The sequence below is a fragment of the Tamilnaduibacter salinus genome (genome assembly GCF_003096655.1).
GTDB lineage: Bacteria > Pseudomonadota > Gammaproteobacteria > Pseudomonadales > Oleiphilaceae > Tamilnaduibacter > Tamilnaduibacter salinus.
The window spans coordinates 167879-181456 of record NZ_QEKQ01000001.1 but is presented as its reverse complement, the minus strand read 5'-3'; the positions used below and the strand labels follow the sequence as shown (position 1 = coordinate 181456).

General features: G+C 62.5%; 13 protein-coding genes. All 13 read right to left on the bottom strand.

Annotation, left to right across the window (positions count from 1 at the left end):
- Nucleotides 1-24: 24 nt before the first annotated feature.
- The 13 genes from ung to ffh all read right to left on the bottom strand — a co-directional run bounded on the left by ung (nucleotide 25) and on the right by ffh (nucleotide 13541).
- Nucleotides 25-771, bottom strand: coding sequence for a uracil-DNA glycosylase (gene ung, locus C8D92_RS00865; RefSeq protein WP_116918183.1), 747 nt, complete (start codon nucleotides 769-771; stop codon nucleotides 25-27).
- Nucleotides 772-775: 4 nt separating this feature from the next.
- Nucleotides 776-2287, bottom strand: a complete 1512-nt coding sequence (gene lysS, locus C8D92_RS00860) for a lysine--tRNA ligase (protein ID WP_095609740.1) — start codon at nucleotides 2285-2287, stop codon at nucleotides 776-778.
- A 33-nt stretch (nucleotides 2288-2320) separates the two neighbouring features.
- Nucleotides 2321-3416 (bottom strand): peptide chain release factor 2 gene (gene prfB, locus C8D92_RS00855; RefSeq protein ID WP_116918182.1). Its coding sequence is split into 2 segments (ribosomal slippage): nucleotides 2321-3343 and nucleotides 3345-3416, totalling 1095 coding nucleotides; the frame shifts between segments, so codons are not numbered across the junction.
- A 109-nt stretch (nucleotides 3417-3525) separates the two neighbouring features.
- Nucleotides 3526-5262: a single-stranded-DNA-specific exonuclease RecJ gene (recJ, locus tag C8D92_RS00850; RefSeq protein WP_095609742.1), complete on the bottom strand. Its 1737-nt coding sequence runs from the start codon at nucleotides 5260-5262 to the stop codon at nucleotides 3526-3528.
- A gap of 19 nt (nucleotides 5263-5281) precedes the next feature.
- On the bottom strand, nucleotides 5282-6685 hold the full coding sequence (thrC, locus tag C8D92_RS00845; RefSeq protein WP_095609743.1) for a threonine synthase: 1404 nt from the start codon (nucleotides 6683-6685) through the stop codon (nucleotides 5282-5284).
- Nucleotides 6686-6713: 28 nt separating this feature from the next.
- Nucleotides 6714-8015: a homoserine dehydrogenase gene (locus tag C8D92_RS00840; RefSeq protein WP_095609744.1), complete on the bottom strand. Its 1302-nt coding sequence runs from the start codon at nucleotides 8013-8015 to the stop codon at nucleotides 6714-6716.
- A 109-nt stretch (nucleotides 8016-8124) separates the two neighbouring features.
- Nucleotides 8125-8859, bottom strand: a complete 735-nt coding sequence (locus C8D92_RS00835) for a DsbC family protein (RefSeq protein WP_095609839.1) — start codon at nucleotides 8857-8859, stop codon at nucleotides 8125-8127.
- A gap of 97 nt (nucleotides 8860-8956) precedes the next feature.
- Nucleotides 8957-9868: a site-specific tyrosine recombinase XerD gene (xerD, locus tag C8D92_RS00830; protein WP_095609745.1), complete on the bottom strand. Its 912-nt coding sequence runs from the start codon at nucleotides 9866-9868 to the stop codon at nucleotides 8957-8959.
- A 157-nt stretch (nucleotides 9869-10025) separates the two neighbouring features.
- A complete protein-coding gene (rplS, locus tag C8D92_RS00825; RefSeq protein ID WP_095609746.1) occupies nucleotides 10026-10382 on the bottom strand; it encodes a 50S ribosomal protein L19 in 357 nt (118 codons plus the stop codon).
- Nucleotides 10383-10407: 25 nt separating this feature from the next.
- Entirely contained in the window at nucleotides 10408-11169 is a 762-nt protein-coding gene (gene trmD, locus C8D92_RS00820) for a tRNA (guanosine(37)-N1)-methyltransferase TrmD (protein WP_095609747.1), read from the bottom strand.
- A 2-nt stretch (nucleotides 11170-11171) separates the two neighbouring features.
- A complete protein-coding gene (gene rimM, locus C8D92_RS00815) occupies nucleotides 11172-11699 on the bottom strand; it encodes a ribosome maturation factor RimM (RefSeq protein ID WP_095609748.1) in 528 nt (175 codons plus the stop codon).
- Nucleotides 11700-11737: 38 nt separating this feature from the next.
- Nucleotides 11738-11980: a 30S ribosomal protein S16 gene (gene rpsP, locus C8D92_RS00810; protein WP_095609749.1), complete on the bottom strand. Its 243-nt coding sequence runs from the start codon at nucleotides 11978-11980 to the stop codon at nucleotides 11738-11740.
- Between the two features lie 160 nt (nucleotides 11981-12140).
- Nucleotides 12141-13541, bottom strand: a complete 1401-nt coding sequence (ffh, locus tag C8D92_RS00805) for a signal recognition particle protein (protein ID WP_095609750.1) — start codon at nucleotides 13539-13541, stop codon at nucleotides 12141-12143.
- Between the last annotated feature and the right edge of the window lie 37 nt (nucleotides 13542-13578).

Below are 13578 nucleotides of genomic sequence, written 5' to 3'. Positions count from 1 at the left end.
CCGGCGGCGCTGCGCCTATGGCGCTCACTGGGTCCTACTGGCGCGGTATCGCTCGATCAGCGCCTGCTGATCCGGCAGTGACCAGTCCACCGTCGGGCGGCCGCGTGAGGCCAGCCACTCGTTGGCCTGCCGAAAATGATTGCACCCGAAGAATCCCCGGTGGGCGCTCAGCGGCGAGGGGTGTGGTGCTTCCAGAACCAGATGCCGGTCCCGGTTGATGATCCGGCCTTTCTTCTGCGCGTAGCTGCCCCAGAGCAGGAAGACAATATTCTCACGCTGTTCGCTGAGGCAGCTCACAACGCGATCGGTCAGCGTTTCCCAACCCCGGCCCTGGTGGGCGCCGGCCTGCCCCTGAACCACCGTCAGCACGCTGTTGAGCAGCAACACGCCCTGCTCCGCCCAGGGTTGCAGGCAGCCGTGGTCCGGTGGTGCGATCCCCAGCTCGGACTGGATTTCCTTGAAGATGTTCACCAGCGACGGCGGCACCTTGACGTTGGGCCGGACGCTGAAACACAGCCCATGGGCCTGGCCCGGACCGTGATACGGATCCTGCCCCAGAATCACGACTGACACATCGTCGAACGGCACCGAATTGAGGGCGTTGAAGCAGAGGTGGCTGGGCGGGAACAGTACTTTGCCGGCCTGCTCCTCCTGCGCCAGGAAGGCTGCCAGATCGGCCATGTACGGCTGACGGAATGCCTCCGCCAGCCGGTCACGCCAGCCGGTGTCCGGTTTCAGCTGCTCGAACAGCCCGTCCACTGGTGCCGTCATGACGTTATCCTTTCTCGGGTCGCATCGCCGGAAACAGGATGACATCGCGGATGGACGGAGAATCGGTCAGCAGCATGGCAAGCCGGTCGATGCCAATGCCTTCACCCGCCGTTGGCGGCAGGCCGTATTCCAGAGCGGTGATGTAGTCCTCGTCGTAGAACATGGCCTCGTCGTCGCCGGCGTCCTTCTCGGCCACCTGCTCGCGGAAGCGTTCGGCCTGGTCCTCGGCGTCGTTCAGCTCCGAGAAGCCATTGGCAATTTCACGACCACCCACAAAGAACTCGAACCGCTCGGTGACGAACGGATTGCTGTCCCGGCGACGGGCCAGTGGCGAGACCTCGGTCGGGTAATCGGTGATGAAGGTCGGCTGCGTCAGTTGATGCTCGGCCGTTTCCTCGAAGATTTCGATCTGTATCTTGCCCAGCCCCCAACCATCCTTGACCGATACGCCGAGCTTTTCGGCCAGCGCCCGCGCCTGGGCCTCGTCCTGGATCTGTGCCTCGGTGACGTCCGGGTTGTGGCGGAGAATCGCTTCCACCACCGTCAGGCGTTCAAACGGTTTGCCGAAGTCGTACTCAATGGTCTCCTCCGTGCCGTCCTCGGCCGTCACGGTATTGGTCACCGTGGTGGTCCCCAGCACCTCCTGGGTGAGCTGGCGCAGCATGGCCTCGGTGTGGTCCATCAGGTCGTTGTAATCCGCGTAGGCCTGATAGAACTCCAGCATCGTGAATTCCGGATTATGGCGCGTGGACAGCCCTTCGTTCCGGAAATTGCGGTTGATCTCGAAGACCCGCTCAAAGCCGCCGACCACCAGACGCTTGAGGTACAGTTCCGGGGCGATGCGCAGGTACATGTCGATATCGAGCGCATTGTGATGGGTCACGAACGGCCGGGCCGTCGCACCACCGGGAATGGTCTGGAGCATGGGGGTTTCCACCTCCATGAAGTCCCGGTCGGTGAAGAAACGGCGGATACCCGTGATAATCCGCGAGCGGGCCTTGAACACCTCCCGGGACTCGCGGTTAACCATCAGGTCGACGTACCGCTGCCGGTAGCGCTGCTCGGTATCGGTCAGGCCCTTGTGCTTCTCGGGCAGCGGCCGTAGCGACTTGGTGAGCATGACGTACTCGTCCATGACCACATACAGGTCGCCCTTGCCGGACTTTGACAGGGTGCCACGCACGCCGATGACATCGCCCAGATCCCAGTCCTTGGTGTCTTTCTGGACCGCCTTGGGCGCGTAGACCTGAATACGGCCGGTCTGATCCTGGATGACCTTGAAGGCCTTTCGGTCCAGCATCATGCGGCCGGCAACGGCCACTTCCAGCCCCATGCTCTCCAGGGTTTCCTTGTCGTGATCGCCAAACTCCGCCTGCAGCGAAGCCGCCGTACGATCCGGACGGAAGTCGTTGGGAAAGGCATTGCCCTGCTCCCGCATCTCCGCCAGCTTGGCCCGGCGCTCGGCGATCAGGCGGTTGTCGTCCTGTTGGGCGTGGTCCGATGGCTGATCGGTCATGGGTGTCTCACTCACTGTCTGTGTCGGTTCGGTTTAGAGCGCCATTTTCAGGCTGGCTTCGATGAAGGCATCCAGATCACCATCCAGCACCTTGTCGGGGCTGTTGTTCTCGATCTTGGTGCGCAGGTCCTTGATGCGGCCATCGTCCAGCACGTAGGACCGGATCTGGCTGCCCCAGCCGATGTCGGACTTGGCCTCTTCCTGGCGCTGTTTCTCGGCATTACGCTTCTGCATCTCAAGCTCAAACAGCTTCGCCTTGAGCTGGCGCATTGCCTGGTCCTTGTTCTGGTGCTGACTGCGACCAGCCTGACAGGCCACCACGACACCCGTGGGATGGTGCGTCAGCCGCACGGCCGACTCAGTCCGGTTGACGTGCTGACCACCGGCGCCAGAGGCGCGATAGACGTCCACACGCAGATCCGAGGGATCGATTTCGATCTCGAAACTGTCGTCCACCTCCGGCGACAGAAACACCGAGGCGAATGATGTGTGGCGCCGATTGCCGGAATCAAACGGCGACTTGCGCACCAGCCGGTGGACGCCGCTCTCGGTCCGCAGCCAGCCATAGGCGTACTCGCCCTGAACATGGACCGTGGCGCTCTTGATGCCGGCCACATCGCCTTCCTGAAGCTCGACGATCTCGGCCTTGAAGCCCCGCTTTTCGGCCCATCGCAGGTACATCCTCAGCAGCATGTTGGCCCAGTCCTGGGCCTCGGTGCCGCCGGAGCCGGCCTGGATGTCCATGTAGGCGTTGTTCTCGTCCATCTCACCGGAGAACATGCGCCGGAACTCCAGCTTCTGCAGCTCGCCTTCCAGCTCGGCCAGTTCGGCCTGGATGTCGTCAGCCGTCTGCTCGTCTTCTTCCTCGGCGGCCATAGTGATCAGGTCTTCCGAGTCCGAAAGCCCCTGGCTCAGCCGATCCAGCGTGCTGACCACGAACTGCAGGCTGGCGCGCTCCTTGTTCAGGTTCTGCGCCCGCTCCGGGTTGTCCCAGACGCTGGGCTGTTCCAGTTCACGTTCGACTTCGACCAGTCGCTCACTGCGCTGATCGTAGTCAAAGATACCCCCTGAGCGCGTCCGTGCGCTCCCTGAGGTCGCTGATCGTGCTCAGAACCGGATTGATTTCCATGATTGATCCATTCCCAGATTGCGAAATGACCGGGCCAGGCCCGGAATAAAATGAGTGCGGTGCTGTCACACCGGAAAAGCGCGCATTTTAGCGAAGATTGGCGCCGAATTCAGCCGCCGGTGATGGGCTCAATGTAATCAACGAGCAACTGCAGGCGGGTCCGGCCCCGGAACGTATTGGCGTCCGGCTTGTAGACCACCCGCGCGCCGCTGCGGGTGTAGTCGGGCACCTCGGCACCGGTATTGAACGCAATCCCGTCCACCGGCTCCTCATGGCCGGGCAGGCGCAGCAACAGTTTCAGGTGCCGCTCACCGACGATGCGCTGATGCAGCACCTCGAATTCGCCATCAAACGAGGGCTCGGGGAAGTGCTGCCCCCAGGGTCCGGATTGCCGAAGCGTCAGGGCCGTGTCCAGCGTCAGATCGCTGCCCGCCAGCGGGCCATCGGTGATAATGGTCGGCTCCAGGGCGTCATCGGTGACCGTCTCGCGGACCACCGCATCGAACACCTGCTGGAAGTCCTCAAACGCATTGGCATCCAGCGACATACCGGCCGCCATCGCGTGCCCGCCAAACTTGTGGAGCAGCCCCGGCGACCGGGCATCCACCCCCGCCAACACATCGCGAATGTGCAGACCGGGAATGGACCGCGCCGAGCCCTTGAGCAGACCCTCCTCCTCGCCCGGGGCAAACGCCACCACGGGCCGATGGGTCTGTTCGCGGATGCGGGCGGCGAGGATGCCGATCACACCCTGATGCCAGTCGGCATCATACAGGGCGAGGCCATGTGGCAGGCCGGCCTCGTCCAGTGACAGCGTCGAGAGAATCGCCTGGGCCTGCTCTTTCATACCGGTCTCAATGGTCCGGCGTTCCCGGTTCATGGTGTCCAGCTCGGACGCCAGCCGCCGGGCCTCGTCAGGACTGTCCGCCAGCAGGCAGGCAATGCCAATGCTCATGTCGTCCAGGCGGCCGGCCGCATTCAGCCGGGGCCCTACCGCAAATCCCAGGTCCGAGGACGTAATGCGCGCCGGGTCCCGACCCGCCACTTCCAGTAATGCCATCACGCCCGGCCGGGCCTGGCCCTGGCGAATCCGCCGCAGGCCCTGCTCGACGAAGATCCGGTTGTTGTGGTCCAGTGGCACGACGTCCGCCACCGTCCCCAAAGCAACCAGATCCAGCAGATGCCCCAGATTGGGCTCATTACGCAGCCGCCCCTCATCCCGGCGATAGCGGCGCAGCGCGGTCAGCACGTAGAACATCACCCCGACACCAGCCGCATGCTTGCTCAGGAAGGGGCAGTCCGGCTGATTCGGGTTCACGATGGCATCGGCCGGCGGCAGGCGATCACCGGGCAGGTGATGATCGGTCACGACCACCCGGATGCCCCGGTCCCGGGCCGCCTGAACCCCATCGACCGCGGCTATGCCGTTATCGACGGTGATCATCAAATCCGGCAGCGCGCCCTCGGCCTCAAGTCGATCGAGGATGCCCGGCGTCAGCCCATAGCCGTCGGAGAAACGGCTTGGAACGCGGAAGTCGAGATCGTTGGCGCCCAGCGCCTGAAGTCCCAGCATGGCCACGGCGGTGCTGGTGGCGCCATCCGCATCGAAATCACCCACGACCAGGATGCGCTGCTGGTTCTCGATGGCCTCATCAATGACCGCAACGGCCCAGTCGATGCCACGCAGGTCAAACGGCGAGGCCAGCCGGCGCAGGGTGTATTCCAGCTCCTGCTCGGATTCGACACCGCGGGCGGCATACAGCCGGCGCACCAGCGGCGGGAGCGACTCGCCCCATTGCGGGGGCGAGGCCGGCACGGGACGTCGGACGATGCGTCGTGGTGTCATACGGATCGCAGACGGTGGATCAGGAGGCGTATTTCCAGTGACGGGCCATGAAGTTCTGGACATCCGTCAGGTCGTTGTCCAGAACGGTGTAACGCTCTTCCCGCTCGAACAGGTCCGCCAGGTGCTTCGGCAGTGTCGGCTCGACGCCCACACCGGCCTGCTCGACCGCGTCCGGGAACTTGGCGGGATGCGCGGTTCCCAGCGTCACCATGGGAACGGACGGATCACGACGGCATTCTCGGGCGGCGCCGACACCGATGGCCGTGTGCGGGTCCAGCAGATACTCGTTCGCGCCATAGACGTCGCTGATGATCCGGCAGGTTGCCTCGTCGTCCAGCGCCGCGCTGTCAAACAGCTCGCGGGCCGACTGCCAGCGGTAATCCTCAATCGCGACCGCCTCAGACTGCGCCCGCTCAAGCAGGGAGCGGACCGCGTGACCGTCCCGGCCATGCAGGTCAAACAGCAGCCGCTCGAAGTTGCTCGAGACCATGATGTCCATACTCGGGGACAGCGTCGGCTCCAACGGCTGCTTCTCGTAGCGATTCCGGCTGATGAACCGGTGCAGGATGTCGTTGCGGTTCGTGGCCACCACCAGCTGGTTGATGGGCAATCCCATCTGGCGAGCCAGATAGCCGGCGAAAATGTCACCGAAATTGCCGGTCGGCACCGAGAACGACAGGCTGCGGTCAGGACCGCCCAGCGCCAGTGAGGCATGGAAATAGTAGACAATCTGGGCCATGATCCGCGCCCAGTTGATCGAGTTCACCGCCACCAGCTGCGTTTTGTCGCCCAGGAACGACTGGTCGGCAAAGCTGGTCTTCACCATCTTCTGGCAGTCGTCGAAGTTCCCGCGAACCGCCAGGTTATGGATGTTGTCGCCAGTGACCGTCGTCATCTGGCGGCGCTGCACTTCCGAGACCCGTTCATGGGGGTGCAGGATGAAGATGTCCACATGCTCGCAGCGCCGGCACCCCTCAATGGCCGCCGACCCGGTGTCGCCGGAGGTGGCTCCCATGATGACCATGTGCTGCTGCCGCTTCTCGAGCACGTGGTCGAGCAATCGGCCCAACAGTTGCAGTGCGAAGTCCTTGAACGCGAGCGTCGGCCCCCGGAAGAGTTCCATTACCCACTCGTTGGTGTCCAGTTGGACCAGTGGTGCCACCGCCTGATGGGCAAAGGCCTCGTATGTCTCCCGGACCATGGCATGGAAGTCATCGGCCGCAATGCTGTCTTCAACAAACGGCAGCATCACGCGATAAGCAAGCTCGTGGTAAGGCAGCCCACGCCAGCTGCGCATCTCCTCCAGGGTGAAACGCGGCAACGTTTCCGGAACATAGAGACCACCGTCGCTGGCGAGACCGGTAAGCAGAACGTCTTCAAAGGCGAGCGCAGGCGCATCGCCACGGGTACTGATGTATCGCACGATCGTTTCCTGTTGCTGGCGGCCGGTCTTAACTGAAGTTTTCCGCCCGGATGCGGATGACATGCCCCTGAACGTCGGCCAGGGACTCCAGATCCTCGATGGCGCGGTTGATCTGACGCTCCTGAACGGTGTGGGTCAGAATGATCACCGGGATGCGGCCATCCTCCAGCTCGGACTCTTTCTGCATGATCGACTCAATGTTGATGCCATGCTCGCTGAGAATGGACGCCACACTGGCCAGAACCCCCGGCCGGTCGAGCGCGTGGATGCGCAGATAGTACGCGGACTGGATGTCTTCCATCGGCAGTACGTCCAGCGACTCCATCGCGTCCGGCTCAAACCCGAGATACGGCACACGCTGCTGGCTCTGCGCGGCAACGGAACGGGCCACATCAACGATGTCGGCGATGACCGCAGACGCTGTTGCTTCGTCGCCAGCACCGGGGCCGTAATACATCGTCTGACCCACCGCGTCGCCATCCACCAGCACCGCATTGAGAACACCATCGACCTGGGCGATCAGGTGGCTCTTGGGAACCAGCGTCGGGTGGACGCGCAATTCGATGCCGTTGTCGCGGCGACGGGCAATGCCCAGATGCTTGATGCGGTAGCCCAGCGCCTCGGCGTGAGCGATATCATAGGGCGTCACGTCGGCAATGCCCTCGGTGTACGCCTTCTCGAACTGCAGCGGCACACCAAATCCGGCCGACGCCATGATCGTCAGCTTGTGGGCGGCGTCAGTGCCTTCCACATCGAAGGTCGGATCCGCCTCGGCGTAACCCAGTGCCTGCGCCTCTTTCAGCACCTCGTCAAACGCCCGGCCGGCCCGCATTTCGGTCAGGATGTAGTTGCCCGTGCCATTGATGATGCCCGCCATCCAGTCGATCCGGTTGGCCGACAGTCCTTCGCGAATCGCCTTGATCACGGGGATACCACCCGCAACGCCGGCCTCATAGGCGACATTGACACCATGGCGGTCGGCCGCTTCGAAGAGCTCGTTGCCATACATCGCAATGAGCGCCTTGTTGGCGGTGACAACGTGCTTGCCGTTGCGGATCGCGGACATCACCAGCTCATAGGCGGTGTCGTAGCCACCGATCAGCTCCACCACGATGTCGATGGACGGGTCGTTCACGACGTCGGCAATGTCGGTGGAAAACGGGGTGTCACCCAGATCAATGTCGTCCCGGGGTGTGCGGGTTGCGACCCGGCCAATCCGGATCCGGCAGCCCGCCCGACCGGCAATGCGTTCGGCATTGCGCGTCAGTACGTTGAAGGTGCCTCCACCAACGGTTCCCAGTCCGCAGATTCCGACGTTGACCTCTTTCAATCTGTCACCCCTGTTTTTCCCATGAATTCGGCTCGGGCGGCTCTCGCCCGAGCCGCCCCATTATACAGATTCAACACCAAATTAAATCGACGGCCGTCACGGGCCGCCATCAACTGCTCTCAAGCGCCTGCAACAAGCGCTCAGCCGGCACATAGCCGCGAATCATCCGACCGTCCTCCAGGATAATGGCGGGAGTGCCTGTCACCCCAACCTGGCCGCCGAGCCGGAACTGCGCCTGAACCGGGTTATCACACTGGGCCGATGGCACGGATTGACCCGCCTTGGCCTGATCCATCGCGGTCTGACGGTCCTCCGAGCACCAGACCGAAACATACTTACGGAAGGACGGCGTTCCCGGCCCCGAACGCGGATACGCCAGATAGTTCACCCGCACCCCCTGTTCATTGAGCCTGGGCACTTCCTGGTGAAGCTTACGGCAGTAGGGACAATCAATATCCGTGAAAACATTGACGGTTGCCTTGACCGGCCCATCCGGGGCAAACGAAATCATCCGCGCGTCGTCCACCTGGGACAGCAGTCGCGCCCGTTTCTTCGACAACCCCTTTTCGGTCAGGTTGGTCAATCCGTTTTCGTCGAGCCGATAGAGTTTTCCCACCACGAAGTGACGACCATCCGGCGTGGCGTACAGCGTTTCCTGCCCCTGGGTCACCACTTCATAAAGGCCGGGAACGTCCGATTCGCGAACGCCCTGAATAGTCAGGCCGGGAATGGCCTGTGACAGCCGCTCACGAACCTGCTTTTTGGGATCGTCATCCGCCATCGACACCGCCGGTATCAACAGGGTGGCGATCAGCAGGAGGGTCGGGATCAGTCTTGCGTGCATGATGGTCTGACTCACTGATGGTTTCGTGATGGATTGTCGTGCTGGGACCACCCTACCCATTGATGGTTCCCGGCGCCAGCCCGCCCGCAACGCACGCCTACCCTCGCGGGTGGTGCGTTTCGTGCAGCGACCGTAAACGCTGTTGGGCGACATGGGTATAGATCTGGGTCGTGGACAGATCGGCGTGACCCAGCAGCATCTGCACCACCCGTAGGTCCGCCCCGTGGTTCAACAGGTGCGTCGCAAACGCATGGCGCAGGGTGTGCGGCGAGAGTTTCTTGCGAATGCCCGCGCGCGTGGCGTAGTGGCGCAGGCGATGCCAGAACGTCTGGCGAGTCATTGACCGGCCCCGGCGTCCGGGAAACACGGCGTCTGAGGCCAAACCTTTCAGGAGGGCCGGACGCGCCTCCCGGAAATACTGCGCAAGCCAGTCAACCGCCTCCTCGCCAAGCGGGATCAGCCGCTCGCGGTCTCCCTTGCCCCGGACGCGGACAACGCCCTGGCGTAGATTGAGCTGACTGACCTCAAGGCCGACGAGCTCCGAAACGCGCAGGCCACAGCCATACAACACCTCCAGCATCGCCCGGTCGCGCAGCTCGATCGGCTCCGCCGGGTCCGGCTCGGCCATCAGGTCTTCCACATCCGATTCCGACAGGGTGTCCGGCAACCTGCGGGGCTGGCGGGGGCTGTCGATCTGGAGGGTGGGGTCTTCGGCAATCAGGCGTTCACGGAGCAGAAACCGGTAAAAGCGCCGGAGTCCCGAGAGACGGCGCGCCGCCGTTGAAGACTGAACACCCGAGGCCATACCGCCGGAAATCCATGCCAGCAGGTCCGCCCGGCGGACATCCCGAAGCGCCGGACTCCCCGGACGGTCCGCCAACCACGCGGACAGGGACCGCAGATCACTGGCGTAGGCCGAGCGCGTTTTCTCACCCAGCCCAGCCTCAAGCCAGAGTGCGTCCACAAACCGCTGAATCAACTCTTCGTCCAGCTCCCGGGCCCTGGGCATCGATTCTGGCTCTCCTGTTGCATCGTCTGCCGACCAGACGCAGAAAGGGCAGCCACTCGGGCTGCCCTATCAACTTACCAACTGATCAATCGACAGCGCGAGAGGCACCTGAGTCATCGGGTTCCAATCGCGCCGGGCACATGGCCCCAAGGCACTCTTAATTGAGCTTTTCCTTGATGCGGGCTGCCTTGCCGGACAGATCGCGCAGGTAGTAAAGCTTGGCCTGGCGAACATCGCCCCGGCGCTTCACCTTGATGCTGTCGATCAGCTTACTGTAGCTCTGGAAGGTCCGCTCCACGCCAATGCCGTAGGACACCTTGCGCACGGTGAACGAGGAGTTCAGCCCGCGGTTCCGCTTGCCAATGACAACCCCTTCGAATGCCTGCAGGCGCTCACGGTTGCCTTCCGTGACACGGACGTTGACCGTCACGGTGTCGCCCGGACCAAACTCCGGAATCTCACCGGCCATCTGCTCCGCTTCCAGTTCACTGATGATACTGTTCTTGCCGCTCATCTCACTTACTCCTGATACCCATCGTTCAATGCTTCGATGACCCGGTGTCGCCGCCCCGTTCGCCCGTCACCTGGTCCAGTAATACGCTTTCTTCGTCTGTCAGGAACCGCTTCTGAAGCAGGTCTGACCGACGTTCCAACGTTCGCCGAAGCGACTCTTTCAGCCGCCACCGCCGGATTTCCTCGTGATTACCGCCCAGTAACACCGGCGGAACCGACTGCCCTTCGTAGACTTCCGGACGCGTGTAGTGAGGGCAGTCGAGCAGTCCGGCCGCAAAGGAGTCTTCCTCAGCCGATTGCGAATGCCCCAACGCCCCCGGTACACGGCGAATTACCGCATCCATGACAGCCATCGCCGCCAGCTCACCGCCGGAGAGAACGAAATCACCCAACGAGATTTCTTCATCCACCTCCGACTGGATGAGCCGCTCATCCACGCCTTCGTAACGCCCGGACACCAGAATCAACCGTTCGGACGTTACCAGCCTGTCAACCGCAGACTGATCCAGAGGACGGCCCTGCGGCGAGAGATACACCACTTTCGCCGGACCTTCCGCCGCCTCGCGAGCCGCATGAATGGCGTCTCGAAGCGGCTGGATTTTCATCAGCATGCCCGGGCCACCACCGTATGGGCGCTCATCCACCGTCCGATGACGGTCGTGAGTGAAATCCCGGGGGTTCCAGCACTGGAACCGGACAAGGCCCTCTCGGATCGCCCGACCAGTGACTCCGTACCCGGTCACGGCCTCGAACATGTCCGGAAACAGGGAAACCGCACCGATCCACACGCCTAGAACTCCGGATCCCAGTCGACGATCAGCTCTCCGTTCTCCAGATCGACGCTTCGGATCACCTCATCCGGATTCCAGGGAATCAGTCGCTCCCGGGAGTCCAGCGACCCCTTGTTGGGTCGAATCACAAGCACATCGTTGGCACCGGTTTCCATCAGCCGGACCACGCGCCCGAGAAGAACACTGTCCACCGTACGGACGTCCAACTCCACAAGCTGGTGCCAGTAGTACTCGCCATCGCCGAGCTCCGGCAGCTCATCCACAGGAATGCGGATGTCCTTGTCACAGTACTGGCGGGCCTCGTCCCGATCCGACACACCATCCAGCCGGACGATAATGCCGGGGCCATGACGACGCCCTTCCGCAACCCGGACTTCCATCGACTGACCCTGCCCGGAGAGCCGCCAATGACGATACGTCAGTATATTGTCCATCGGGTCCGTGTAGGAGTAGACCTTGACCCAACCACGAACCCCAAACACCGAGGTAATGCGGCCAACCACTGTTTCCTGCGACGTGCCTGACATCAATTACCCCGGCCAGCCTGCCAAACCACAGGCTGGTTTCAGCGAGACGCTTCCTTCAGCAGTTCCGCAACGCGAGCGCTCGGCTGAGCACCACGCTCGGTCCAGTACTGAATGCGCTCCTGATCAACCCGCAGCCGCTCTTCGTGGCCACGCGCGACCGGGTTGAAAAAGCCAACCTGCTCAATGAAACGGCCGTCGCGTGCGTTACGGCTGTCTGTGACTGTCAGGCGATAGAACGGGCGCTTCTTGGAGCCACCACGAGCCAAACGGATAGTTACCATTTCGACCAATATCCTGTTCTGTTGAGCGAACTTTCGTACTTCGTCGTGCGCCGGATCAACCGTCACGCACGGAGCCCCATACTCGAAAGGGGCGCTATTCTATGCTAAATCCGCGCCCTTGAAAACCGCTGTGTGCACGGTTATCCAGACCTTGCGGGTTTTACATACGACCAAATGGAGGACCGCCGCCACCGGGCGGCATACCGCCACCGCCCTGCGACATCATGCCTTCCATGCCACGCATCATGTTCTTCATGCCGCCTTTCTTACCCATCTTCTTCATCATCTTCTGCATCTGCTTGTGCTGCTTGAGAAGACGGTTCACATCCTGAATCTGGGTGCCCGACCCCGTTGCAATGCGTCGCTTGCGGGCGTTATTGATCAGCTCCGGGCGGCGACGCTCCTTGGGGGTCATCGAGCTGATCATCGCTTCCATGCGCCCCATGCTCTTGTCGTTGACCTGCTGCTGGGCGGCTTCTGCCATCTGCCCCATACCGGGGAGCTTGTCCATCAGCCCAGCCATGCCGCCCATGTTCTTCATCTGCTGCAGCTGATCCCGGAAGTCCTCCAGATCGAAGCTCTTCCCTTTCTTCATTTTCTTGGAGAGCTTCTGGGCCTTGTCCTGGTCGATCTTCTGCTCGGCATCCTCGATCAGGGACAGGACATCGCCCATCCCCAGGATGCGGGAGGCAACCCGGTCCGGGTGGAACGCCTCCAGGGCGTCATTCTTTTCGCCCACACCCATGAACTTGATGGGCTTGCCCGTGATGTGCCGCACCGACAGCGCTGCACCACCGCGGGCGTCACCGTCCGTCTTGGTGAGCACCACGCCGGTCAGTTCAAGCGCGTCGTGGAATGCCTTGGCGGTGTTGGCGGCATCCTGACCGGTCATGGCGTCTACCACGAACAGCGTCTCAACCGGCTTGACCGCTTTCTGCAGCCGGCCGATTTCGTCCATCATATTTTCATCGACGTGCAGTCGACCGGCCGTGTCGAGCAGCACGACATCGATATGCCGCTTTCGGGCCTCATCGATTGCGCCGTTGGCGATGTCCACCGGATCCTGCTTGGTCGTACTGGGGTAGAACGTCGCTTCCACTTCGCCGGCCAGCGTCTCGAGCTGCTGGATAGCCGCCGGACGGTACACGTCCGCGCTGACCACCATCACCGACTTCTTGCGTCGTTCCTGAAGGTGGCGGGCCAGCTTGGCCACGGTTGTCGTCTTACCGGCACCCTGGAGACCGGCCATCATGACCACCGCCGGCGGCCGGGTTGACAGGTTCAGCTCCTCATTGGCCTCGCCCATCACCCGTTCCAGCTCACTCTGAACGATCTTGATGAAGACCTGGCCCGGACTCAGGCTCCGACGAACCTCCTGGCCAACGGCCCGCTTGCGCACACTCTCGATAAAGGCCTTAACCACAGGCAGCGCCACGTCCGCCTCCAGCAACGCCTTCCGGACCTCTCGGAGCGTCTTCTTGATGTTCTCATCGGTCAGGCGCGCCTGACCGGAAATCTTGCGTAGGCTGCCAGACAGCCGGTCGGTCAGATTCTCAAACATGGTGATCCGCTATCCTCCGCCACGAGGGGACCCGGCC